A 23032-nucleotide genomic window follows, 5' to 3' on the forward strand; every position below is an offset into this window, starting at 1 on the left:
ATTCCTATCCCTGGCCCGCTGGCGTTTCGTTGCGCGCCTTCCAGGCCCGCAGCGCCTGGCGGTACTCGTCCATGGCCAGGTCATAGCTGTCGAAGATGCAGGGGTCGCAGCCATTGCCGCAGCAGGCGTCCAGGTCGGGCTGCTCGGGCGGCTGGGGCATGGGGTCGGCGAAATCTGGAATCGGCGCGGTGGTCATGGGCTCGATTGTCTCGCGCTGCTTGTGGCGTTGTTTTGTACGGTTTTTGAGGAGGCAGGCCATGCAGGCTGGCGATCAGAGCAAACAGGATGAGATTGCGCAATTTCTCGCTGAGGAGGACGCCGCCGAGCGCAGAAAGGCCGAGCCGCCGCCCGAGGAAGCCGTGCGGGATCTTGCCCTCTGGCGCTCGCCCCGGGCCGGAGCGCTGAACCCGACGCGGCAGGACAATCCGCTGTGGCACTGGATGGTGCGCACACGCTGGAGCGCCTATGGCGCGAACGAACTTCTGCGTGGACCGTCGCCCTTTGCGCAAGGGCCCATGTGGTGCTTTGCCCGGTATGGCAAGAGCGAGACGGTGCTGGCCGATGGCCGGGTCGTGCACATCGGCGGCGAGCACGAAGACAGCTGCGATCCCGACTTCTTCATCTACAACGATGTCATCGTCATCGACGCGAATGGCGGCATCGCCATCCACGGCTACCCGGACGATGCCTTCCCTCCCACCGATTTCCACAGCGCCACGCTGGTGGGTGACGCCATCTTCATCATTGGCGGCCTGGGTTACCGGCACCAGCGCATGCCGGGGATGACGCGGGTGTACAGGTTGCTGCTGGACAGCATGCGCATCGAGGCGGTTCCCACGCATGGCGAGGCGCCCGGCTGGATCTATCAGCATGAGGCCTGTCTGGCAGGCGATGGAAGAACCATCGTGGTGAGCGGTGGCGAGCGCTGGTTTGGCGAGCAATGCCTGACGCCCGAGAACATCGACGACTGGTCGCTGGACACAGTGACCGGCGAGTGGCGGCGATTGACCCGCAGGCCCTGGCAGCGTTGGGCCATGCGGCGTGCCGATGGCAAAGGCAACCGGCTCATGAGCATGCGGCTTGCGCATTCACTGCGCAAATACAAGCACCTGAATCTGCCAACGATCGAGGGCCTGGGTGACGCGCCTGACTTCGAGGCGCTGGACCTGCTCTACCGGATCGATGAGACAGTTGCCCCGCCGGTCCAGGAAGCGGTCGGGGAAATGTACGCCGTGGTGATGGACGGAGTGACGCTGCGCTTCAAGGAAGGCAACCTCCATGTGGAGGCCCTCGTCGAGGGGGCGCTGGAGCCGAACAGGCTGCATGCGCTGCAGCAGGCCACGCTGGCACTGCTGGCGCGCATTGAAGAGGCTCCGTGGGTGATGGAGGATCTGCCGCGGGAGCCGGATACCGTGGGCTGACGGCACGCTTTCCGTCTGTTCAACTCAAACAGCGCGGCGCCGGGAAATCGATCACGCTGCGGATGATCTCGCGCATTTCCGTGATCAGGGGCCGGGCATCGTCGCGGCGCCATTGCACGGTGTAGGTCAGCGGGGCCAGCGCGCTGTGCTTTGAGGCCTCGGCGCTGCCGTCCAGCACGCGCAGGCGGCCGCGTTCCTGAAGGGCCAGTGCCCATTGCTCGGGCATGTAGGTGAAGCCCAGCCCGTCCACCACCATGCCCACCACGGCGCCCCAGCTGTTGCAGGAAAGGCGCCGCTCCACGGCCAGGCCGTGGCGGCCCAGCCAGTCGTCCAGCGTGCGCGTGGCGCCCGAGCCGGTGGGAAGGGCGATCAGCAGTTGCTCGCGCACCAGGCGCCGGGGCAGGCCGGTGCCGGCGCGGGCGATGAAGTCGTCGCTGGCGGCCCAGACGAAGCGCACCTGGGCGACCTGCTCGAAGGCCAGGCTGCTGCGCGACGATGGCCCGGCGATGACCACGCAGTCCAGCTCGCCATCGACGATGCGCTGCTCCAGCACCTGGCCGATGTCCGTGTGGGGCTCCAGCTGCAGGTCGGGGTGCAGCTCGGCCACCTTCTGCACCAGCCGGGGCAGCCAGGTCAGGCCGCTGAGTTCGCCAAAGCCGATGCGGCAGCGGCCCTGCAGGCCCACGCTGCGGCCCGCCGCCTCGCGCAGCTGGGCGGCGCCGTGCAGCAGCTCGCGGATGCGCGGCAGCAGCTGCTCGCCCTGGGGCGTGAGTTCGGCGGCGCGGCCGCTGCGGTCGAACAGCTGCACGCCCAGTGAGGCCTCCAGCTCCGCAATGCGCTTGGACAGCGATGAGACCGACAGGTGCACGCGGTCGGCGGCCACGCTGAAGTTCAGGCAGGTGGCGGCCCAGTAGAAGGCTTCGAGCTGTTTGAGGGTCATGGCGATATTTTCACAAAAGCGAAACATTGATTCCGATTTATTTCGCTTTTCTTTGGAATTGCGCCCTCCTACATTGGCTGGCAATGCCTACGCCTGCCGTCCCTGCCGTCCCTGCCGCTTCCGCCACGCCACCGCGCCGCCTGCGCGGCGTGCTGTCGCTTGACGATTTCGAGCGGCTGGCGCGGCGCCATCTGCCGCGCCCCATCCATGCCTACATCAGCGGGGCGGTGGAGGACAACGCCTCGCTGGCGGACAACCGCCGCGCCTTTGCCGAGCTGGCCTTCGTGCCGCGCGCGCTGGTGGGCGTGGCACAGCGCGACCCCTCCTTCGAGCTGTTCGGGCGCCGCTACGGGGCGCCCTTCGGCGTGGCGCCCATGGGCATTGCCGCGCTGTCGGCCTACCGGGGCGACCTGGTGCTGGCCCAGGCCGCACAGCAGGCGGGCGTGCCGGTCATCATGAGCGGCTCCTCGCTGATCCGGCTGGAGGAGGTGATGGCGGCCGCGCCCCACACCTGGTTCCAGGCCTACCCGCCGGGCGACCAGGGCCAGATCGATGCGCTGCTGGACCGCGTGGCCGCCGCCGGCGTGCAGACCCTGGTGATCACCGTGGACACGCCCGTGGCCGCCAACCGCGAGAACAATGTGCGCGCCGGTTTCTCCACGCCGCTGCGGCCCGGGCCGGGCCTGGCCTGGCAGGGCATCAGCCACCCGCGCTGGCTGTTCGGCAGCTTTCTCAAGACCCTGTGGCGCCACGGCATGCCGCATTTCGAGAACAACTATGCGCACCGGGGCGCGCCCATCCTGTCGGCCAGCGTGATGCGCGATTTCTCGGACCGCTCCCATCTGGCCTGGCCGCATCTGGCCGCCATCCGCCAGCGCTGGCAGGGGCAACTGGTGGTCAAGGGCATTCTTTCGGCCGCAGACGCCGTGCTGGCGCGCGACCACGGGGCCGACGGCCTCATCGTCTCCAACCACGGCGGGCGCCAGCTCGACGGCGCCGTGGCACCGCTGCGCGTGCTGCCCGGCATCGTGCGCGCCGTGCCCGGCCTGCCGGTGATGCTGGACAGCGGCGTGCGCCGGGGCACCGATGTGCTCAAGGCCCTGGCCCTGGGCGCGCGCTGCGTGTTCGTGGGCCGGCCCTTCAACTACGCGGCCTCGGTGGCCGGGCCGGCGGGCGTGGCCCATGCCATGGCCCTGCTGCGCGAGGAGGTGCTGCGCGACATGGCCATGCTGGGCGCCACGCGCCTGGACCAGGTCACGCCGGCCTGCGTGCGCCACGCGCAGGCCTGGGATGCGTTCTGAGCGGCAAGACAGCGGTATCGACACAGACAACAGACACAGACACGGACACAGACGGAGACACAGCAGTGAGCAAGATTCCCGGATTCCATATCCACGCCCGGCCCGAGGCCGCCCTTGGTGATGCGCTGCTGCAGCGCTATCGCGGCTTTCCGGTCGCCAATGTCAGCGACGCCATGAGCCGCACCACGGGCACCTCGGCGCTGCGGCCCTTCCATCGCCGCCAGGGGCCGCTGGTGGGCCGTGCGCTGACCGTGCGCACGCGGCCCGGCGACAACCTCATGGTGCACCAGGCCATCGACATCTGCGGCCCCGGCGACGTGATCGTGGTGGACGCGGGCGGCGCCGGGCCCAACGCCATCATTGGCGAGATCATGCTGGCGCTGATGATGGCGCGCGGCGCGGCCGGCATCGTCATCGACGGGCTGATCCGCGACAGCGACACCATCGGCCAGCACGGCCTGCCCGTGTATGCGCGCGGCGTCTCGCACCGCGGCCCCTACAAGGACGGCCCCGGCGAGCTGCATGTGCCCGTGAGCATCGACGGCATGGTCGTCCACCCGGGCGACCTGGTGCTGGGCGACGGCGACGGCCTGCTGGCCGTGCCCGCCGCCGAGGCCGCCGCCATTGCCGACCGCGTGGAAGCCATACAGCGGGACGAGGCCGACGTGCTCGCCGCCATTGCCGCAGGCCGTGCCGACCGCTCCTGGGTGGCGCGCACGCTGGCCGCCAAGGGGGTGCTGTGATGGACCGCCGCGTTGTCCGCTTCGACTACTGGCTGGATGCGGCCTTTGACCGCATCGTCTCGGCCGCGCCTGGCGTGCAGCTGGTCACCTGCCGGCGCGAGGGCGACGATGCCGCCGCCTGGCAGGCCCTGGCCGGCGCCCAGGTCTACCAGATCACGGCCGCCAAGGACGAGCTGCCGCGCCACTGGTTCGCCACGGCGGACCTGCTGGCGCGCTGCCCCGATCTGCTGGCCGTGTCCTCCAGCGGCTCGGGCTGCGACACCATCGACATCGAGGCCTGCACGCGCGCCGGCGTGGCCGTGATGAACCAGTCGGGCGGCAACGCGGATTCGGTGGCCGAGATGGCCACCGGCCTGATGCTGTCCGTGCTGCGCCGCATCAACGAATCCGACCGCCTGCTGCGGGCCCCGGCCCGGGGCTTCAGCCGGGAAGACGTCATGGGCCACGAGCTGCGCGGCCGCACCCTGGGCCTGGTGGGCGTGGGCGAGGCCGGCAGCCGCGTCGCGGCCCTGGGCCGGGCCTTCGGCATGCAGGTGATCGGCTGCGACCCGGCCTACGACGCGGCCGGCCTGGCAGCGCGCGGGGCCGAGGCCGTCGGCTTCGACGAGCTGCTGCAGCGCGCGGACATCGTCTCCCTGCACTGCCCGCGCGATGCCTCCACGCTGGGGCTCATGAACGCCGCTGCCTTTGCGGCCATGCGGCCGGGCGCCGTTTTCGTGAGCACGGCGCGCGGCGGTATCCATGACGAGGCCGCCCTGCACGCCGCCCTGGCCAGCGGCCACCTGGCCGGCGCCGGGCTCGATGTCTGGGACCAGGAGCCGCCGCCCGCCTCCCATCCGCTGCTGGCCCTGCCCCAGGTGGTGGCCACCTTCCACACCGCCGGTGTCACGCACGAGGCCCGGCGCAACAACGCCGAGCTGGCTGCCACCCAGATCGTGCAGTTGCTGGCCGACGGCCAGCGGCCCGCGCGCCTGGTCAATCCCGAGGTCTGGCCGCATGCGCGCGAGCGCATCGCCCGGGCCTTGGACCCGTCCCGTTCCCCGTCCCGTTAGCCGCTTCCTTCACCATGACTACAAAGCCTCTCAGACCACTGCAAGAGGCGACCCAGGAGACAAAGATGACACAGCAAGCAAGGCGCGCATTGTGCGCAGGCCTGGCCGCCGCCTGCATGGCGCTGCCGGCCCTGGCCCAGGCTCAGACCCAGACTCAGGGCGAGGCCCCCTATCCCTCGCGCAACATCGAGATGATCGTGGCCTACGGGCCCGGCGGCGGCACCGACCTGGTGGCGCGGCTGCTGGCCCGCCATCTGGAAAAGAAGCTGGGCGGCAGCGTGGTCGTGCTCAACCGCCCCGGCGCGGGCGGCGGCATCGGCTTTGGCGAACTGGCGCGGGCCAAGCCGGACGGCTACACCATCGGTTTCATCAACACGCCCAACGTGCTGACCATCCCCATCGAGCGCAAGAGCAGCTTCCACTGGAGCCAGTACGACCTGCTGGGCAACCTGGTGGACGACCCGGGCGGCTTTGCCATCCACAACAGCAACGCCATCACCACGCTGGCCGGCCTGGCCGCCTACGCCCGGGCCAACCCCGGTGCCGTGACCGTGGGCACCACGGGCACGGGCTCGGACGACCACCTGGCCATGCTGCTGTTCGCCAAGGCCACGGGCACGCAGCTCACCCATGTGCCCTACAAGGGCGCGGGCGAGGTGCGCGCCGCCGCCACGGGCCAGCAGATCACCATCGGCGCCATCAACGTGGGCGAGGTGCTGGCCTACCAGAAGGGCGGCACTCCCATCCGCCTGCTGGGCCAGATGTCGGCCGCGCGCAGCTCGCTGGCGCCCCAGGTGCCTACGTTCAAGGAGCAGGGCATCGATATCGAGCTGGCCTCCCTGCGCGGCCTGGCCGCGCCCAAGGGCTTGCCCGAAGGCGTGCGCAAAAAGCTGGTCGATGCCGTGGCCGCCATCGCGGCCGACCCGCAGTTCAGGCAGCAGGCCGAGGCCATGTACGCGCCGCTGCGCTACCTGGCGCCGCCCGCCTACGCGGCCGAGCTGGAGCGCACCGAGGCCGGCTTTCGCAAGCTCTGGACCGAAATGCCCTGGCAGGACGGCAAGCCCTGAAGGCCATGCCCATGCCAACCTTTGAATTCACAAGGACGACCGCCATGCACTGTCTGCCGCGCCGCAGCCTGGCTGCGCTGGCCCTGTGCGCCCTGGCCCTGCCGGCCCTGGCGCAAGGCCCCATCACCCTCATCGTGGGCTGGCCTGCGGGCGGCCCCTCCGACAACGTGGCGCGGCTGGCGGCCACGCGCATGAGCGAGGCCCTGGGCCAGCCCATCACCATCGACAACCGGGCCGGTGCAGGCGGCAACCTGGGCAGCGACGCGGCGGCCCGCGCAAGGCCCGATGGCAACACCATCATGCTGGCCACCGTGGCCTCGCACGGCCTGAACTCCGCGCTCTACGCCAAGCTCAACCACGACCCGCTCAAGGACTTCGCGCCCATCGGCATGATCACCACCTCGCCCAGCGTGCTGCTGGTGCCCGTGGCCTCGCCGCTGCGCTCGGTCAACGATCTGCTGGAGGCGGCGCGCGCCAGGCCGGGCCAGCTCAACTACGGCTCGGGCGGCGTGGGCTCCAGCCAGCATCTGGCCGGCGCCAGCTTCAAGCAGCTCACGGGCGTGGATGTCACCCACATCCCCTACAAGGGCACGGCCCCGGCCATGACCGACCTGATGGCGGGCCGCGTGGACTTCGTGCTCACCACGGGCGCCATCCCCTTCATCCGCTCGGGCAAGCTGCGCGCCCTGGCCGTGGCCTCACGCCAGCGCCTGCCGGCCCTGCCCGATGTGCCCACCTTCGAGGAAGCAGGCGTCAAGGGCTTCTACACCGACTCCTGGTACGGCCTGGTTGCCCCGGCCGGCACGCCGCGCGCGGCGCTGGAGCGCCTGAACGGCGCACTGGCCACGGCGCTGCGCAATCCCGAGGTGCAAAAGCAGTTCATCGACCAAGGCTCGCTGCCCGTCAAGCCCATGGGCGTGGACGCGTTCTGGCGCTTCGTGCGCGAGCAGATGCCCGTGGCGGCCGAGCAGGTGCGTGTGTCGGGGGCCAGGGCCGAGTGAGCGCAGCCGGGTGCGGCAGCGCAGGATCGGCACGAGCGCCTGCACAGCCGCAATGCAGCCAGCGTGTCACTGGCAGGTCACTGGCAGGTCACTGGCAGGTCACTGGTAATTGAGCGTGAAGGTGGCCCGTCCGTTGGCCAGGCCTGTGGTGACGGAGGGCTGGGTCTGGACATAGCGCGCCGTCAATGGAATCACGTGGTTTCTGGTGTCTGGGGTGATGGTGCCCGCCTGCCACTGGTTGGGATTGCCGAAGTTGGCGGAGTCCTCGCCGTAGCTGATGACCTTGTCGCTGCTGCGGATCTGGATGCCGATGCCGGCAGCCCCTCCGGTCACCGTCAGCACATCGGAGCGGTTGGCGGCATCGTTGGCATCCGTGAGCGTGACGAACGGGCGCAGGGTGGAATTGGCTTCGCCACCGGTGCAGATCAATTCCAGATCGAATGGCTGGGGCGCGGAGGTAGCGCCTATCCCGTTGAACAGTGACCTGTTGATTCGCTGCAGGTTCACGGCGATGTTGCTCGTCTTCACCCGGCAACTGGCGCCTGTGCGCACCACGGTGCTGCCGGTCGCCTTCACGAGCCAGTTATTGCAAAGGCTATTGCAGTCAAACTGGGCGGATGAATAGCTGCTGACGCTGAAAGTGCCCGATTGAACGGCGCCTGTCTTGATGAGTTGCATCCATATGGTTTGCTCATGTACATCATCCTTTTGCCATCCCGTGGCTCCTGCATTGTTGGACGTAGTGGTGATGGACATGGTTTTGCCATTGGGGAAATTCCTGGCTTTCCATGTGGCACGCCAACGGACTCCTATTCCGCGCAAAGATGTGGAGTAGATATCGCCGTCCAGCGTAGTGGGGTTCATGATTTTGGGCCATATTTCTGAAGATGGCCCCGAAAGCACACTGTAGGAAATTGTGTCGAGGGTGGATTTGACCATGGGCGATTCCCATAGCACTGATCCATTCATGATATTTCCTGCGGGAACGTTGATGATTTCCGGTAATTGGATGGTGGACGACACCGGGGTAAATATGCCTCCATAAATGGAGCTTACAGAAAAGCAAAGCGTTGCCGTAATGAGAAAATATCTGATTTTTTTCATATGAATGAAACCGGAAACGATGCAGGGGAGTTTGATGGGCGCGCTCCAAAGTCTATTCCTATGATTGATGGAAATCCATAGGATCATTCTGATATTGGCAATGCTTTTTCATGACTCCAATGCCGTGTTCCGTCCGCTGCTGTGGTGCGGCATGGCCACCGGGTCCGGCCTGCGGCACACCTGGCGCAAGCGGCGCCAACGACGTGGGCGGCCGCCTGGGCATGGGCGCCACGGGCGACGCCTTTGCAAGACGCCTGGGCTGAGCCGGTGGCTCAACCCCGCCTGCGCGCCGCCAGCCCCTGCACCACGGCCGCCAGCCGGTCGATTTCCTCGGTGGTGTTGTAGAAGGCCAGCGAGGGCCGCACGGTGGTCTCCACGCCGAAGCGCCGCAGGATGGGCTGGGCGCAGTGGTGGCCGGTGCGCACGGCGATGCCTTCGGCGTTGAGCGCCTCGCCCACCTCGGCCGTGGTCCAGCCCTTGAGCACGAAGGACAGCACGCTGGCCTTGTCGGCCGCCGTGCCGATCAGGCGCAGGCCGGGGATGGGCGCCAGCGCCTGCGTGCCGTACTGCAGCAGATCGTGCTCGTAGCGCGCGATGCGCTCCATGCCCAGGGCCTGCACGTAGTCGATGGCGGCGCCCAGGCCCACGGCGTCGGCAATGTTGCCGGTGCCGGCCTCGAAGGTGTTGGGCAGGGGCTGGTAGACGGTTTTCTCGAAGGTCACGTCGGCAATCATGTTGCCGCCGCCCTGCCAGGGCGGCATGTCCTCCAGCACCTCGCGCCGTCCCCAGACCACGCCGATGCCCGTGGGGCCGAAGACCTTGTGGCCCGAGAACACGAAGAAGTCCGCACCGATGGCCTGCACGTCCACGGCCATGTGCGAGACCGACTGCGCGCCATCGACCAGGGCCCGGGCGCCCGCCTGGTGGGCCAGCTCCACGATCTGCTGCACGGGCACGACCGTGCCCAGCGCGTTGGAGACCTGGGTGACGGAGACGATCTTGGTGCACGGGTTCAGCAGCCTGCGGTATTCATCGATGAGCACCTGGCCCGAGTCGTCCACCGGGATCACGCGGATCTTCGCGCCCTTGGCGGCCGCCAGCTGCTGCCAGGGCACGATGTTGGCGTGGTGCTCCAGGTGGGAGACGATGATCTCGTCGCCCTCGCCCACATGCTGCCAGCCCCAGCTCTTGGCCACGAGGTTGATGGCCTCGGTGGTGCCGCGCACGAAGATGACTTCGTTCACGTCGGGCGCGTTGATGAAGCGGCGCACGCGCTCGCGCGCGCCCTCGTAGGCGTCGGTGGCGCGCGCGGCCAGTTCATGCGCGGCGCGGTGGATGTTGGAGTTCTCGTGCTCGTAGAAATGGCGGATGCGCTCTATCACCGCGCGCGGCTTGTGCGTGGTGGCCGCGTTGTCCAGCCAGGCCAGGGGCCGGCCGTTGACGCGCTCGGACAGGATGGGAAAGTCCCGGCGCACGGCATGCACGTCGAAGGGCGCCTGCACGCCGGCCGCTCCATGCCTTGCCCCGTGCGAAGCCTGCTGGCGCTGCAGCGGATGGGCCGGCGTGGTGTAGCCGGCGGGCAGCACCACGGGATCGACAAAGTAAAAGCGCGGCTCGGCCGAAGGCACGGTGGACGCAATGCCGGGCCCTTCTGTGGGCACGCCGATGCGCGGCACGGCGGGTGCCGCAGGTGCAGCAGGTGGCGTGAACGGGAGCGCGGCCAGCGCATCCAGCGGATCGCCCTGGCGCTGGGGCACGCCCAGCACCTGCGATCCCAGGCGCGGCTCGTAGGCGGGCAGGGCGCTCACGACATGGTCGGGCACGCCGTTGCCGGCCTGGGCATGGGGCAGCAGCGCGGGCGCGCGGTGGGCCAGCGAGGCCAGCGGCGCGGGCGAGGCCGGCAGCAGGTTGCTGCCCGGCGCCAGGCCCTGCGGGATGGGCGTACCCGGCACGCCGGGGCCCAGGCCTGCGGGACTGGCCAGCGGCGAGCCGGGCGGCGCCACGTTCACGGGCGCCTGCACGCCAGCAGGCAGACCGGGAAGACCCGGAAGACCAGGCAGGGCAGGAGCCGATCCCGGTGCGGCGGAGAACAGGGCGTTGGCCATGCGCGCCAGCGCCTCGGGGTCGAAGGGCGCCTGGGGCGCCACGGAGGTGATTGCAGACACGGTCAACGCCCGGCCTCTTTACTTGTAGGTGTCGGGATAGTCGTGGTACTTGCCGATCTCGACATCGTCGAGCACGGCCAGCGCGTCGGGCGTGAGCACGGCCAGCGAGCAGTACAGCGAGATCAGGTAGGACGCGATGGCATGGTTGTTGATGCCCATGAAGCGCACCGACAGGCCCGGGCTTTGCTCGCCCGGCAGGCCGGGCTGGTACAGGCCGACCACGCCCTGGCGCTTGTCGCCCACGCGCAGCAGCAGGATCTTGCTCTTGCCATCGGCCACGGGCACCTTGTCCGAGGGGATCAGCGGAATGCCGCGCCAGGTGATGAACTGCGAGCCGAACAGGCTGACCGTGGGCGGCGGCGTGCCGCGGCGCGTGGCCTCGCGGCCGAAGGCGGCAATGGCCAGCGGATGGGTCAGGAAGAAGGCGGGCTCCTTCCAGACCTTGGTCAGCAGCTCGTCCAGGTCGTCGGGCGTGGGTGCGCCGGTCAGCGGGAAGATGCGCTGCTCGTCCGTGACCTGGGCCAGCAGGCCGTAGTCGGGGTTGTTGATCAGCTCGCTTTCCTGGTTCTCCTTGATGGTCTCGATCGTCAGGCGCAGCTGTTCCTTGATCTGGTCATGCGGGCTGCTGTAGAGGTCGGAGATGCGCGTGTGCACATCCAGGATGGTGGAGACGGCGTTGAGGAAGTACTCGCGCGGCTGCTCCTCGTAGTCCACATAGGTGCGCGGCAGCTGGTTGTCTTCCTGCTTGGCCGTGCAGGTGACCTTGATGGCCTCCGGGTTCTTGACGCGGTTGAGGCGGTAGATGCCCGCCTCCACCGGCGACCATTGCAGCAGGTGCGTCAGCCAGCGCGGGCTGATGGTCGAAAGCTGGGGAACGGTTTTGGTTGCGTTGGCCAGTTGCCGCGCGGCGTTGTCGCCTAGCGCGGTCGTGCCGCCCACTGTTGCCGACATGTGCAGACTCCGTGATCAGTTCAGGAAAAAGGGAAGGGGAAGGAGGGAAACAGGGCCAGTGTCCCGGCCCGCGCACATGTCTTCAACATGCTATAGCCGCCAAGCGCAGGCCCCGCACCAGCTGGTCGTGGGCCACGGTTTCGCCGCGCATCACCAGGGCCGAGGGCTGCACGCCCAGCGAGACGGCCAGCTTCTCCACGGTCAGCAGCGAGGCGATGACGCGGCCGCGCTCTATCTCGCCCACGTAGGAGCGGTTCAGGTCCGAGTGCTCGGCCAGCCGCTCCTGCGACCAGCCATGGGCCTCGCGCGCCTGGCGCACGGCAATGCCGAAGCTGGTGACAAGACGGGTGCTCATAGGGCCACCTCCCGGGGCTGCTGCGCGTGCTCGCGCGCATGGGCCTGGGTGACATGGGCGCCGGGCGGCACGTCCTCGGTCACCCAGACATTGCCGCCGATGACGGCGCCGCGCCCCAGCGTGACGCGGCCCAGGATGGTGGCGCCCGCGTAGATGACCACGTCGTCCTCCACCACCGGATGGCGCGCCAGGCCCTTGCGCAGGTGGCCGTGCTCATCGGTGGGAAAGCGCTTGGCGCCCAGGGTGACGGCCTGGTACAGCCGCACGCGCTCGCCGATCACGGCGGTCTCGCCGATCACCACGCCCGTGCCGTGGTCCATGAAAAAGCCCCGCCCGATCTTCGCGCCCGGGTGGATGTCGATGCCCGTCTGCGCATGCGACAGCTCGGCCACGATGCGCGCCAGCAGCGGCTGCTCCAGCAGGTACAGCTGGTGGGCCAGGCGGTGGTGGATCATGGCCAGCACGCCCGGATAGCACAGCAGCACCTCGTCCACGCTGCGCGCGGCGGGATCGCCCTGGAAGGCGGCCAGCACGTCGCTGTCGAGCAGGCGGCGGATCTGGGGCAGGGACTCGGCAAAGGCGCGTGCGATGTCCAGCGCCATGGCATCGGCGCCCGCTGCCGTGTGGGGCGCGGACAGCCGCAGCTCCAGCCGTATCTGGCCCAGCAGCGCATGCAGGGCCGAGTCCAGCTGGTGGGCCACGAAGATGTCCTCGCTTTCCTGGCGCAGGTCGTGCGGGCCCAGGCGCATGGGAAACAGGGCTGCCTTGAGCTGGTCGATCAGGGTGGAAAGCGCGTCGCGCGAGGGAAACTCGCGCGCCCCGGGCTCCTGGGTGCGGCCGTGCGCCTCGCGCCATTCGCGGCGCGCCGCATGCAGGTTCTGGGTGAGTCCGGCAATGTCGAAACTGGCCATCTGCGTGCTCCTTCAGTCTTGAATCCAGGGCAGGCCGTGGAAGCGCCAGCCGTCGTTTTTGCCGCGCTGCTGACGCGCATCGATCTCGCCCTCGAAGCCTTCGAGCACGTTGAACACATGGGCGAATCCGGCCTGGGCGGCCGCCTGGGCCGCCAGCACCGAGCGCTTGCCGCTGCGGCACAGCAGCAGGGCCACGGCCTCCTTGCCGCCGTGCGGGGCCAGGCGCGCTTCCAGCTCGCGGGCAAAGCGCGGGTTGCGCGTCAGGGCCGTGCCCGTGGCCCAGGGCACGTGCAGGGTGCCGGGCACCTGGCCGACGAACTTGCGTTCCTCGGCCGTGCGCACATCGACCAGCACGGCCTGGCCGGCCTGCACCAGCGCCCAGGCCACGGGCGGGCGCACGCCGCCTGCGTGGCCCAGCCCCTGTGCGCGGGCGTGGTCCTGTGCCTCCTGCAGCGCCCGGGGCAAGGCGGTTTCCAAAGTGAGGGCTGTCATGTCGTCGTCCTTGCGGAGAGTTCGCGGGTTGGTGGCTATGGGCACCAATCTAAGAACTTCGCGGCAAGCCACCAACGAACAAGAGCGGCGTTTGATAGAAGCAAAACGTCTATGAAGGCGCCGCGCGGCGCTATGCCCGGTTCGGGCGATCAGGCCGTCAGCACCCGCTGCAGCATCCACAGGTTCAGCGACACCACCAGGGCCGCGCAGCACCACAGCACTGCCGACATCCTTGGGCCAAAGGCCAGCTCCCCCAGCGTCTTGCGCCGCGTGGTGAACAGCAGCAGCGGCACGATGGCAAACGGCAATTGCAGGCTCAGCACCACCTGGCTGAACACCAGCAGGGCGCTGGCGCCGGTGCTGCCGAACCAGGCGGTGGCCACCACGGCGGGCACGATGGCGATGCAGCGCGTCAGCAGGGCGCGCAGCGCGGGCGACAGGCGGATCTGCAAGAAGCCTTCCATCACGATCTGCCCGGCCAGCGTGCCCGTGACCGAAGAACTCAGCCCCGAGGCCAGCAGCGCCACGCCGAACACCGCGCTGGCGATGCCCACGCCCAGCAGCGGCGACAGCAGGTGGTAGGCGTCCGACAGCTCGGTCACCGGCGCCTGGCCGGGCCGGTTGAACGCGCCGGCCGCCACCACCAGGATGGCGGCGTTCACGAACAGCGCCAGCCCCAGCGCCACCGTGGAGTCCAGCGTGGCCAGGCGGATGGCCTGGCGCGTACCCTGGAGCGTGGTGTCATGCCGGCGTGTCTGCACGATGGACGAATGCAGGTAGAGGTTGTGCGGCATCACCGTGGCCCCCACGATGCCCACGGCCAGGTACAGCATCTGCGGATCGGCCACGATCTCCATGCCCGGCAGCAGCCCGCGCAGCACGGCCGCCACGGGCGGCTGCAGCCACACCAGCTGGGCGGCAAAGCACAGGCCGATCAATGCCACCAGGGCGATCACCACCGATTCCAGGCAGCGAAAGCCCCGGCTTTGCAGCGCCAGGATCAGCATCACATCCACCACCGTGATGCACACGCCGGCCAGCAGCGGCAGGCCGAACAGCAGGTTCAGGCCGATGGCCATGCCCAGCACCTCGGCCAGGTTGCAGGCCACGATGGCGATCTCGCAGAAGAACCACAGCACCAGGTTGATGCGCGGTGAAAACTGCGCGCGGCAGGCCTGGGCCAGGTCCCGCCCGCTGGCCAGGCCCAGGCGCACGGCCGCCGCCTGGAACAGCATGGCCATCAGGTTGGAGGCAAAGATCACCGCCAGCAGCGAGTAGCCGAACTGCGAGCCGCCCGCGATGGAGGTGGCCCAGTTGCCCGGGTCCATGTAGCCCACGGCCACCATGTAGCCGGGCCCGGCAAACGCCAGCACGCGGCGCGCGTTGTCCGAGCGGCTGTCGCCGCGCGGCACGGCGATGCTGCGATGCACCTGCGGCAGGCTGGGCGTGCCCGCGTGGCCGTGGTCCGGTTCGATGGCGCCGAAGCGGCCCTGTTCAGCCGCAAGCACGGTGTCGTTCATGGGGGCCTTTCCGCCGGCGGGGGCACGCGGTTGCAGGGGGGATGCCTATCGGGCCGTCGGCACCAGGCTGCTGGCGGGTGCCATGGCTGCGGCGGCGGGTGCGGCATCAGTGCCTGCGCCGCGCCACAGCGCCACGAGATCTGCGGTCACGATGACCGCGCCGGCCAGCAGAATCAGGCTGCCCACGCAGCGGCGCGCCACGGTGGCAGGTTTCAGGCGCCGCGGCGTGCGGCCCGGCGTGCTGGCCGGCGTGCGGGGGGCGGATGAAGGCAGAAGGGACATCATGGCAACTCCTTGGCAGGGGAACGCTTGTCTCGGGCCAGCCCCGGGGAAGCCCGCCTGCCCCGGCCGGTGCGGGGCAGGCGGGCGGTCCGCGTCAGGCGTAGGCGCTGCTCATCACCAGCGAGCCGTTCACGCCGGACGGGAAGAACCCGCCCTTGGTCGCCGTGTCCTTGGTCAGGTACACGATGTTCAGCACGTCGCCCGGCGAGCGGCTGTAGGCGATGCCGTTGGCATCCAGCGGCACGATGTTGGACGTGGTGGCATCCCCCGTGATGCCCTGGTCCACGTCGGTGGAGCCGTCCAGGCTGTCGCGCGCATCCGAGATGGCGCCGGCCGCCGTGCGCAGCGCGGGCGTGGCCAGTCCCTTGGCGTACAGCACCGTGCGCACCAGGCCTGCGTGGTAGGCCTCGGCGGCCAGGATGCCGGCGGCTGCCTCCAGATAGGTCTTGTTGGTGATCAGCGGCGATGCGCCCTTGTAGGCGGTGACGCCCACGTCCTCGAAGATGAAGGCCCCCAGCAGGAAGTTCTCGTCACTCGCATAGGGATCGAAGGCCGTGCCCGCGCCCACCAGCCCGGCCGCTCGCGCGGCCACCGAGAACGCGCCGTTCGGGTCGGTTCCGCCGATGTCGATCTGCGGCTGCGCCACCGCGGCCGAGCCCAGCGCCGCGCGCAGGAAGGCCACGTGGGCGATCTCGTCCTGGGCGATCTCCTTGGCGTACTGCGCCACCACGGGATCCTTGAAGGCCACGGCACGGCCGCCCGTGATGGCGCCCTGCGTGCCCACGCCCGACTGCAGGTTGGCGGGCAGGCCGGTGCCGAACACCGCGTAGTGATAGAACTGCGACTCCAGATACTCCAGGTTGAGGGCGAAGTTCAGGATCTCCGCATCCGTGGGCCCGTTGGCCTGCGCATTCGCATCGCCTCCGCCGCCGCCGCAGGCGGACAGGATCACCCCGCCCGCCATGCCCACGGCCACGCCGCTGGTCTTGCGGAAGAACTGGCGCCTGTCCTCCAGCTTCTTGGCACGTTTTTGCAAAACCCCGATCAACACTGATTCGTCAGACATGATGGTTCCTCTCGGTTCGCGGCAGGCGCGAACGGTCAACGTGAAGAATGCGCCTCCGGCCGAAAGCACACGGGTGTGGCGAAAGCGCGTTCCACTGAAGAGGTGGCCACCTGCTCCAGGGGAATGGGATGCGTCCCCGCTATCCGGCAGTACGCAGGCCGCGCAGGTCTGGATGTGCCGCAATTGAAAGTGGTTGTAACTTTTTGTGTTCGACGTCGATTGCCGTTTTTTTTGAATCCAGACCCCGCTGCGCTGCGTATCCAGATCAGCCGGAATCGTTCGGCTTGTCATCAACCCGCTAGGAGCATTCCATGGTCTCGATTCAAAACACCCGCAAGCTGGCCTCGTTCGGCCTGGCCATCGTGATGTCGGCTGCCTCCGTGGCCGCCATGGCCGATGTGATGGTGGGCGGCGCACCCATGCTGCCGTCCAAGGACATCATCGACAACGCCGTCAACTCCAAGGACCACACCACCCTGGTCGCAGCCGTCAAGGCGGCGGGCCTGGTCGATACGCTCAAGGGCCCGGGTCCGTTCACCGTTTTCGCGCCCACCAATGCCGCCTTCGAGGCCCTGCCCGCAGGCACGGTGGACACCCTGCTCAAGCCCGAGAACAAGGGCACGCTGACCACGGTGCTGACCTACCACGTGGTGGCCGGCAAGTGGGATGCAGCGGCGCTGTCCAAGATGATCAAGGACGGCAAGGGCATGGCCAGCATCAAGACCGTCAGCGGCGGCACGCTGGTGGCCAAGTCCAGCGGCTCCAAGATCATGCTGACCGATGAAAAGGGCGGCATGGCCACGGTGACCATCCCCGACGTCTACCAGTCCAACGGCGTGATCCACGTGATCGACAAGGTGCTGCTGCCCAAGTGAGCGGCACAGGCAGCGAGCGGGCCGGCCACTGACCGCCGTGGTCAGTGGCCGGAGCCTTGTGCCTTCGCCATGCGCCTTGCGGGCGCAACGCCGCAAGCCGCTGCCGGCGTCCCGGCCTGCGCGGCTAGCTTGGACAGCCGCCAGCGCGTCAGGTCGTCCGCGCCGGGGCCGGCCTCCACGCGCAGCTCGGAAAAGGGCACGCTCTGGCCCGACTCCTCCTCCACCAGCGCCAGCCGCAGGGGCGTGCCCGACTGCGCACGCACAAAGCGCATGGGCGGCTGCGCTTCTTGCTGCAGGCGCCACCGGTCGCCGACCTGGGCCAGCGCCTGGATCACCAGGGACAGGTCGCGGCCCTTGGGCGTGAGCAGGTACTCGTAGCGGTCCGGGCCGCTTTGGTAGAGGCGGCGCTCGACCAGGCCGGACTGCTCCAGCTGGCGCAGGCGGTCGGTCAACGTGGCGTTGGTGATGTCCGTGGACTTTCTCAGGTCGTCATAGCGGCTCAGGCCCAGCATCAGGTCGCGCAGCACCAGCATGGCCCAGCGGTCGCCTACGGCCTCCAGCGTGGTGGCGATCGAGCAGGCCATGCCCTCGAAGCTCTTGGATCGCATGGGGTTTCCCTTGTGTGTTCGCGGTTGTCGCAGGCCTGGAGTGTCTCAGCAAAACGCAAGCCCGGTCCGCAAAGGTGGATTGCGTGCTTGTAGCTCTAATGATTGAAGTTTATAGTTGAAGTCACTTTCAACCACCGCTTGATCCAAGCAAGGACTTCTCCCATGAGCACGCATCAAGGCACTGCCATCGTCACTGGCGCCTCCTCCGGCATCGGCGCCGTCTACGCAGACCGCCTGGCCGCCAGGGGCCATTCCCTGATCCTGGTGGCCCGCCGCGAGGACCGGCTGCAGGCGCTGGCGCAGCGCCTGCGCAGCGCGCATGGCCGCGAGGTCGAGGTGGTGGCCGCCGACCTGGCCGACGCCGCCGGCCTGCAGCGCGTGGCGGCGCTGCTGTCGGGTGAGCGTGACATCCGCATGCTGGTGAACTGCGCCGGCCTGGGTGCCCTGGGCCCGGCCGCCCAGGTGGATGCAGGCGAGGTCGATCGCATGGTCATGGTCAACATCCATGCGCTGACGCGGCTGTCGCTGGCGGCAGCGCGGCTGTTCGCCACGCGCGGCCGGGGCACGCTGATCAACATCGGCTCCATCCTGGCCGTGATGCCGGTGCCGGGCGCCTCCAGCTACGGCGCCTCCAAGGCCTATGTGCTGAACTTCACGCGCTCGCTGCAGGCCGAGCTGGCACCCAGCGGCGTCACCGTGCAGGCCGTGATGCCCAGCCTGGTGCGCTCGGAGTTCTTCGGGGGCAAGCCTTCTCCTTTTCCCGAGCACCTGTTCATGTCGCCCGAGACCCTGGTGGACACGGCCCTGGCGGCGCTGGACCAGGGCGAGGCCATCTGCTTTCCCACGCTGGGCAGCACGACCGCCTGGCTGGACTTTGACCAATCGCGCGCCAATCTCGTCAAGGCGTTGACGCTCAGCGGCGTGCCGGCGGCGCGCTACCAGGCTGCGGATGCAGGCCAGCCGGCCTGACGGCCGCGCTGCGTCGCCACCCCGGATTCCCGTACTCCTCTTTTTTTGCCCCCGGAGAAAGCCATGCCCCTGTGGAAGATCTACCACCCCGAAAACGCCTTCAGCGATGAAGACAAACAGGCCATCGCCCAGCGCATCACGGCCGTCTACGGCGACCTGCCGCGCTTTTACGTGGGCGTGGTGTTCGAGGCCGTGGCGCGCACTTCGTTCTTCATCGGCGGAGAGCCTGCCGACGATTTCGTGCGCATCTCCGTGGACCACATCGCGCGGCAGATCCGCGACGAGGAGACCAAGACACGGTTCCTCGAAGGCGTGCGGCGGCAGCTGTCCCCCTTCATTGCCGACCGTGGCCTGCGCTGGGAGATGCATGTGGACGAGACGCCCTTCAGCCTGTGGAGCATCCAGGGCCTGCGCCCGCCCGTGCCGGGCACGCCCGAGGGGGAGAAGTGGCGCCTGGACAATCGGCCCTCTCCCCTCTGAGGACCTGCCTGCATCTCAGCGCAGCGACAGCCCCGCCGACTGGATCGCGCGGGCGTAGCGCGGGCGCTCGCTTTGCAGGCTCTGGCCCAGGTCGGCCGGGGAGCCGCCCGCCACCTTGAAGCCCATGTGCTCCAGCTGCGCGCGCACATCGGGCGCCTGCAGCACGGTCTGCAGGTCGCGGTTGATCTTGGCGACGATGGGCGCAGGCGTGCCGGCCGGGGCGAAGTAGCCCTGCCAGCTTTCCACCGAGAAGCCGGGCACGCCGGCCTCGGCCATGGTGGGTACCTGGGGCAGGGCGTCGGAGCGGTAGGGCGTGGTCACGGCCAGGGCGCGCAGCTTGCCGGCGCGCACGTACTCGGTCACGGCGGCCAGCGTGATCAGCGTGGCGTCGGTATGGCCGCCCAGCACGTCCAGCGCGGCGGGGCCACCGCCCGGGTAGGGAATGTAGTTGACCTTGGCGCCCGTCTCCTGCGTGAGGATTTCATGCGCCACATGGGCAATGCCGCCATTGCCGGGCAGGCCCAGGCTGATGCTTTGCGGCTTGGCCTTGGCGCGGGCCAGGTAGTCGCCCAGCGTGTTCAGGCCCGTGCCGGGGTTGACCACCAGCACCTGCGGATTGACCACGGCCTTGATGATGGGCGTGAAGGCCTTTTGCGTGTCGTAGGGCAGCTGGGCGAACAGCAGGCCGTTGAGCGTGAGGCCTTCGCCCTGCTGCAGCAGGGTGTAACCGTCGGGCGCGGCCTTGGCCACCTTGGCCGCACCGATGGTGCCGCTGGCCCCGGCCACGTTCTCCACCACCACCGACTGGCCCCACAGCGCGGCCAGCTTGTCGGCCAGCGTGCGCGTGAGCTTGTCGGCGCTGCCCCCGGGCGCCACGGGCACGATGATGCGCACCGGCTTGTTCGGAAAGCTGTCGGCCGAGGCCAGGGCCGCAGGCGCGTGCAGGGCCAGGGCGGAGAACAGGGGAAGCAGCAGTGCGCGCAGCGCAGACGGGGTGCGGATCATGGGAGTGCCGGAGTGCAGAGAGTCGATGCCCGCAGTCTGGGAGGCTCCTGGCGCGGCGTGAACTAAGCATTGCGGCTATGCATATGCGGCTGCCGCACAACGTGCGTCACGCTTGCGCCACGCATGCGCGCGCAGTGCCCAAAGCTCATATCCATATCTGCAATGCGTCGTTGGCGCCAGGGCGGGAGAGGCCTAACTTCGTGTCCTCCCGCGAACGTCCCCCCAGGCACTCCCATGACACAGACCCATCTCTCCATCGACTTCAGCGGCAGCGACGTGGCCAGCCGCCGCGCAGCCGCCATCACCGGCTTCATCGCCACGGCCCGGCGCCTGCTCCCCGATCCCGAGCGGGCCACGCCCGAGCAACTGCAGGCCGTGGCCCGCGAGCTGGAGGCGCTGGGCCTGCAGCGCGAACTGTTCCCGCACGCGCACTTCCCCGTCTCGTCAAGCAACCCGGCCCAGGTCTACCGGCTCAGCGAAGACCTGGGCGGGCGCTATGCGCTGTACCTGTCCACCGGCCTGCCGGGCAAGTCCCAGCCGCCGCATGACCACACCACCTGGGCCATCATCGCGGGCGTCGAAGGCGTGGAGCGCAACGTGTTCTTCACACGCGGCAAGACCGACGACCCGCTGCGCGACACCCTGGCGGTGGGGCGCAGCGTCGATGTGGGCAGCGGAACCTCGGTGGTGCTCACGCCCACCGACGTGCACACCATCGAGCTGATCGGCGAGGAGCCCGGCCTGCACCTGCACTTCTACGGGCGCGGCCTGGAGCGCATGCCCGAGCGCGTGGTCTTCGAGAGCCTGGAGGGCGGCAGCTTCCGCACCTTCGGCCCGCCCAAGTCCATTCGCCATGCGCTGGTCACGCCCGCCGCGCTCCGGCAGGCCCTGGCCGACGGCGAGGAAATCGCCGTGCTCGACGTGCGCGAGGCCGGTGTCTTCGCGCACCGCCACATCCTGTTCGCGGCGCCGGCCCCGGCCTGGCGGCTGGAGCAGCTCATCGACCGCCTGGTGCCGCGCCGCGGCACGCGCATCGTGCTGGTGGATGGCGACGGCACGCTGGCCCATGAAGCCGCCGCCAAGCTCGTGCGCCTGGGCTGGCCCAATGTCTCCGTGCTGGAAGGCGGCACCGAAGGCTGGGCGGCCGAGGGGCTGGAAATCTTCAGCGGCACCAACGTGCCCAGCAAGGCCTTCGGCGAAGTCATCGAGCATGAAAAGCACACGCCCTGGATCACCTCGGACGAGCTGGGCGCGCGCGTGCAGCGCGGCGACAACATCGTCGTCGTCGACAGCCGCACCCCCGAGGAATTCGCGGCCTTCAGCCTGCCCTTTGCGCTCAGCGTGCCGGGGGCCGAACTGGTCTACCGCATCGGCGAAATCGCCCCGGACCCGCAAACCCTGGTCGTCGTCAACTGTGCGGGCCGCACGCGCTCCATCGTGGGCGCGCAGACCCTGATCGATGCCGGCATCCCCAACCAGGTCGTCTCGCTGCGCAACGGCACCATGGACTGGCTGCTCACCGGCCGCAGGCTCGCCCATGGCCGCCGCACCCCGCTGCCCGAGCCCGGCGCCATCGCCCTGGCCACCGCCCGCGAACGCGCAGCCAGCGTGGCGCAGCGCGCGGGCGTGCAATCCATTGATGCGGCCGAACTGGCCCGCTTCGAGTCCGAAGCCACCGAACGCACGCTCTACCGCTTCGACGTGCGCACCCGCGAGGAATACCAGGCCGGTCACCTGCCCGGCTGGCGCTGGGCGCCGGGCGGCCAGCTCGTGCAGGCCACCGACGAATACGCGGCCACGCGCGGCGCACGCATCGTGCTGGCCGACTGGGACGGCGTGCGCGCCCTCACCACCGGCGCCTGGCTGGCCCAGCTGGGCTGGGAAGTCTTCACCTACGTTCCGCCCACGCTGGCCACCCTGGAGGTCGGCGCCGAACCCGTGCGCGTGCTCGCCTCCCACGCGCCTGCGCCCCAGCTGTCCGTGCAGCAGGCGCAGGAACTGCTGGGCGAAGGCCGGGCCATCGTCTTCGACGTGGACAGCCGCCCCGCCTTCGAGAAGCAGCACATCGCCGGTGCGCGCTTTGCCGTGCCTGATCGTCTGCCCTCCTTCGTGCAGGCCCTGCCGCCGGCCCAGGTCGTGGTGCTGACCTCGCCGGACGGCGTGCTGGCGCGCAGCGTGGCGGCCGAACTGGCGGCGCGCACGGGGCGCGATGTGCGCTCCGTCGTCGGCGGCACTTCTGCCTGGGCTGCTGCCGGGCTGCCGCTGGGGCAGGGGGATGCGGATGTGCTGACGGGGGATGATGACCAGTGGTACAGCCCTTATGCGCATCGGGATCTGGGGTTGAGGGATGCGGGGTTTCGGGCTTATCTGGATTGGGAGTTGGGGTTGGTGGGGCAGTTGGAGAGGGATGGGTGGGCTGCTGAGATTCGGCTGGTGCCTGTCTGAGTTGCTTTTTTTGTCCCTGCCGGGTGGTTGTTTTTCGAGGCCGGGTCTCGGCCCGGCAGCCGACTCCCTTTCTTATCGCGCGATAAGAAAGGAAGCAAAGAAGCGCGCCCCGCACTGCCCACGACCCTTCGCTTCGCTGCGGGCGACCTGCGTTGGGCGGGATGCGGGGTGCGCCGTGAAACTCGTTGCGCGCTGCGCGCTTCACTCAAACATCACGGCGAGCTAGACAACGAAGCAAGCCTGTCCTTCGGCAGGCTTGCCACCCCGCATCCCGCCCAA

23 protein-coding genes are annotated in these 23032 nt (G+C 69.0%); 10 read left to right on the top strand and 13 right to left on the bottom strand.

From position 1 onward, the window contains the following. Positions 1 to 4: 4 nt before the first annotated feature. Positions 5 to 196, bottom strand: a complete 192-nt coding sequence (locus HFGMBDPB_RS00890; RefSeq protein WP_016448358.1) for an oxidoreductase-like domain-containing protein — start codon at positions 194 to 196, stop codon at positions 5 to 7. Positions 197 to 257: 61 nt separating this feature from the next. Here HFGMBDPB_RS00890 and HFGMBDPB_RS00895 point away from each other — a divergent pair, with 61 nt between their 5' ends. Then, positions 258 to 1421: a Kelch repeat-containing protein gene (locus HFGMBDPB_RS00895; RefSeq protein WP_212644728.1), complete on the top strand. Its 1164-nt coding sequence runs from the start codon at positions 258 to 260 to the stop codon at positions 1419 to 1421. A 19-nt stretch (positions 1422 to 1440) separates the two neighbouring features. Here the strand turns inward: HFGMBDPB_RS00895 and HFGMBDPB_RS00900 are convergent, their stop codons facing one another. Beyond that, a complete protein-coding gene (locus tag HFGMBDPB_RS00900) occupies positions 1441 to 2361 on the bottom strand; it encodes a LysR family transcriptional regulator (protein WP_212644729.1) in 921 nt (306 codons plus the stop codon). 83 nt (positions 2362 to 2444) lie between these two features. On the opposite strand from HFGMBDPB_RS00900, the gene HFGMBDPB_RS00905 reads away from it, so the two are divergent. The 5 genes from HFGMBDPB_RS00905 to HFGMBDPB_RS00925 all read left to right on the top strand — a co-directional run bounded on the left by HFGMBDPB_RS00905 (position 2445) and on the right by HFGMBDPB_RS00925 (position 7525). After that, positions 2445 to 3662 (top strand): alpha-hydroxy acid oxidase, encoded by a 1218-nt coding sequence (locus HFGMBDPB_RS00905; RefSeq protein ID WP_047327857.1) that lies wholly within the window; start codon positions 2445 to 2447, stop codon positions 3660 to 3662. Between the two features lie 65 nt (positions 3663 to 3727). Then, positions 3728 to 4405 (top strand): RraA family protein, encoded by a 678-nt coding sequence (locus HFGMBDPB_RS00910; protein ID WP_047327856.1) that lies wholly within the window; start codon positions 3728 to 3730, stop codon positions 4403 to 4405. Further along, positions 4405 to 5457, top strand: a complete 1053-nt coding sequence (locus HFGMBDPB_RS00915; protein ID WP_212644730.1) for a hydroxyacid dehydrogenase — start codon at positions 4405 to 4407, stop codon at positions 5455 to 5457. The genes HFGMBDPB_RS00910 and HFGMBDPB_RS00915 overlap by 1 nt, the downstream gene beginning before the upstream one ends. Positions 5458 to 5522: 65 nt before the next feature. After that, the gene (locus HFGMBDPB_RS00920) at positions 5523 to 6524 is read left to right on the top strand and encodes a tripartite tricarboxylate transporter substrate binding protein (RefSeq protein ID WP_016450801.1); all 1002 of its coding nucleotides are present in this window, start codon (positions 5523 to 5525) and stop codon (positions 6522 to 6524) included. Positions 6525 to 6568: 44 nt separating this feature from the next. Further along, positions 6569 to 7525 (top strand): Bug family tripartite tricarboxylate transporter substrate binding protein, encoded by a 957-nt coding sequence (locus HFGMBDPB_RS00925; RefSeq protein WP_034363353.1) that lies wholly within the window; start codon positions 6569 to 6571, stop codon positions 7523 to 7525. 99 nt (positions 7526 to 7624) lie between these two features. On the opposite strand, the gene HFGMBDPB_RS00930 is transcribed toward HFGMBDPB_RS00925, so the two are convergent. The 9 genes from HFGMBDPB_RS00930 to HFGMBDPB_RS00970 all read right to left on the bottom strand — a co-directional run bounded on the left by HFGMBDPB_RS00930 (position 7625) and on the right by HFGMBDPB_RS00970 (position 16371). Continuing rightward, positions 7625 to 8629, bottom strand: a complete 1005-nt coding sequence (locus tag HFGMBDPB_RS00930; RefSeq protein WP_235434685.1) for a fimbrial protein — start codon at positions 8627 to 8629, stop codon at positions 7625 to 7627. A 272-nt stretch (positions 8630 to 8901) separates the two neighbouring features. Beyond that, entirely contained in the window at positions 8902 to 10800 is a 1899-nt protein-coding gene (locus HFGMBDPB_RS00935) for a family 2A encapsulin nanocompartment cargo protein cysteine desulfurase (RefSeq protein WP_212644731.1), read from the bottom strand. A 12-nt stretch (positions 10801 to 10812) separates the two neighbouring features. After that, positions 10813 to 11745 carry a family 2A encapsulin nanocompartment shell protein gene (locus HFGMBDPB_RS00940; RefSeq protein WP_013800566.1) on the bottom strand — a complete coding sequence of 311 codons (933 nt, stop codon included), beginning with the start codon at positions 11743 to 11745 and terminating at the stop codon, positions 10813 to 10815. Between the two features lie 82 nt (positions 11746 to 11827). Then, complete coding sequence (locus HFGMBDPB_RS00945; RefSeq protein ID WP_012207587.1) at positions 11828 to 12100, bottom strand: helix-turn-helix domain-containing protein; 273 nt, start codon at positions 12098 to 12100, stop codon at positions 11828 to 11830. After that, the gene (epsC, locus tag HFGMBDPB_RS00950; protein ID WP_013800567.1) at positions 12097 to 13011 is read right to left on the bottom strand and encodes a serine O-acetyltransferase EpsC; all 915 of its coding nucleotides are present in this window, start codon (positions 13009 to 13011) and stop codon (positions 12097 to 12099) included. Before epsC ends, HFGMBDPB_RS00945 begins: the two co-directional genes overlap by 4 nt. 12 nt (positions 13012 to 13023) lie before the next feature. Beyond that, the gene (locus HFGMBDPB_RS00955) at positions 13024 to 13503 is read right to left on the bottom strand and encodes a rhodanese-like domain-containing protein (RefSeq protein WP_034363355.1); all 480 of its coding nucleotides are present in this window, start codon (positions 13501 to 13503) and stop codon (positions 13024 to 13026) included. Positions 13504 to 13652: 149 nt separating this feature from the next. After that, complete coding sequence (locus HFGMBDPB_RS00960; RefSeq protein WP_212644732.1) at positions 13653 to 15023, bottom strand: Nramp family divalent metal transporter; 1371 nt, start codon at positions 15021 to 15023, stop codon at positions 13653 to 13655. 45 nt (positions 15024 to 15068) lie between these two features. Next, positions 15069 to 15308 (bottom strand): hypothetical protein, encoded by a 240-nt coding sequence (locus tag HFGMBDPB_RS00965; protein ID WP_212644733.1) that lies wholly within the window; start codon positions 15306 to 15308, stop codon positions 15069 to 15071. A gap of 91 nt (positions 15309 to 15399) precedes the next feature. Continuing rightward, positions 15400 to 16371, bottom strand: a complete 972-nt coding sequence (locus HFGMBDPB_RS00970; protein ID WP_016450780.1) for a ferritin-like domain-containing protein — start codon at positions 16369 to 16371, stop codon at positions 15400 to 15402. A 311-nt stretch (positions 16372 to 16682) separates the two neighbouring features. On the opposite strand from HFGMBDPB_RS00970, the gene HFGMBDPB_RS00975 reads away from it, so the two are divergent. Continuing rightward, positions 16683 to 17246: a fasciclin domain-containing protein gene (locus tag HFGMBDPB_RS00975; RefSeq protein WP_016450779.1), complete on the top strand. Its 564-nt coding sequence runs from the start codon at positions 16683 to 16685 to the stop codon at positions 17244 to 17246. A gap of 41 nt (positions 17247 to 17287) precedes the next feature. On the opposite strand, the gene HFGMBDPB_RS00980 is transcribed toward HFGMBDPB_RS00975, so the two are convergent. Beyond that, complete coding sequence (locus tag HFGMBDPB_RS00980) at positions 17288 to 17854, bottom strand: winged helix-turn-helix transcriptional regulator (protein ID WP_034363362.1); 567 nt, start codon at positions 17852 to 17854, stop codon at positions 17288 to 17290. Between the two features lie 162 nt (positions 17855 to 18016). Between HFGMBDPB_RS00980 and HFGMBDPB_RS00985 the strand changes: the two genes are divergently transcribed. Both HFGMBDPB_RS00985 and HFGMBDPB_RS00990 read left to right on the top strand, forming a co-directional pair. After that, entirely contained in the window at positions 18017 to 18823 is an 807-nt protein-coding gene (locus tag HFGMBDPB_RS00985) for an SDR family NAD(P)-dependent oxidoreductase (RefSeq protein ID WP_212644734.1), read from the top strand. Positions 18824 to 18886: 63 nt separating this feature from the next. Next, positions 18887 to 19303: a tautomerase family protein gene (locus tag HFGMBDPB_RS00990; RefSeq protein ID WP_013800576.1), complete on the top strand. Its 417-nt coding sequence runs from the start codon at positions 18887 to 18889 to the stop codon at positions 19301 to 19303. 15 nt (positions 19304 to 19318) lie between these two features. On the opposite strand, the gene HFGMBDPB_RS00995 is transcribed toward HFGMBDPB_RS00990, so the two are convergent. Beyond that, positions 19319 to 20308 (bottom strand): tripartite tricarboxylate transporter substrate binding protein, encoded by a 990-nt coding sequence (locus tag HFGMBDPB_RS00995; protein WP_016450776.1) that lies wholly within the window; start codon positions 20306 to 20308, stop codon positions 19319 to 19321. A 234-nt stretch (positions 20309 to 20542) separates the two neighbouring features. On the opposite strand from HFGMBDPB_RS00995, the gene HFGMBDPB_RS01000 reads away from it, so the two are divergent. Then, positions 20543 to 22753 carry a rhodanese-like domain-containing protein gene (locus tag HFGMBDPB_RS01000; protein ID WP_212644735.1) on the top strand — a complete coding sequence of 737 codons (2211 nt, stop codon included), beginning with the start codon at positions 20543 to 20545 and terminating at the stop codon, positions 22751 to 22753. Positions 22754 to 23032: the final 279 nt, after the last annotated feature.

Origin of the sequence: Delftia sp. PE138, from assembly GCF_018320755.1 — a bacterium.
Taxonomy (GTDB): domain Bacteria; phylum Pseudomonadota; class Gammaproteobacteria; order Burkholderiales; family Burkholderiaceae_C; genus Comamonas; species Comamonas tsuruhatensis.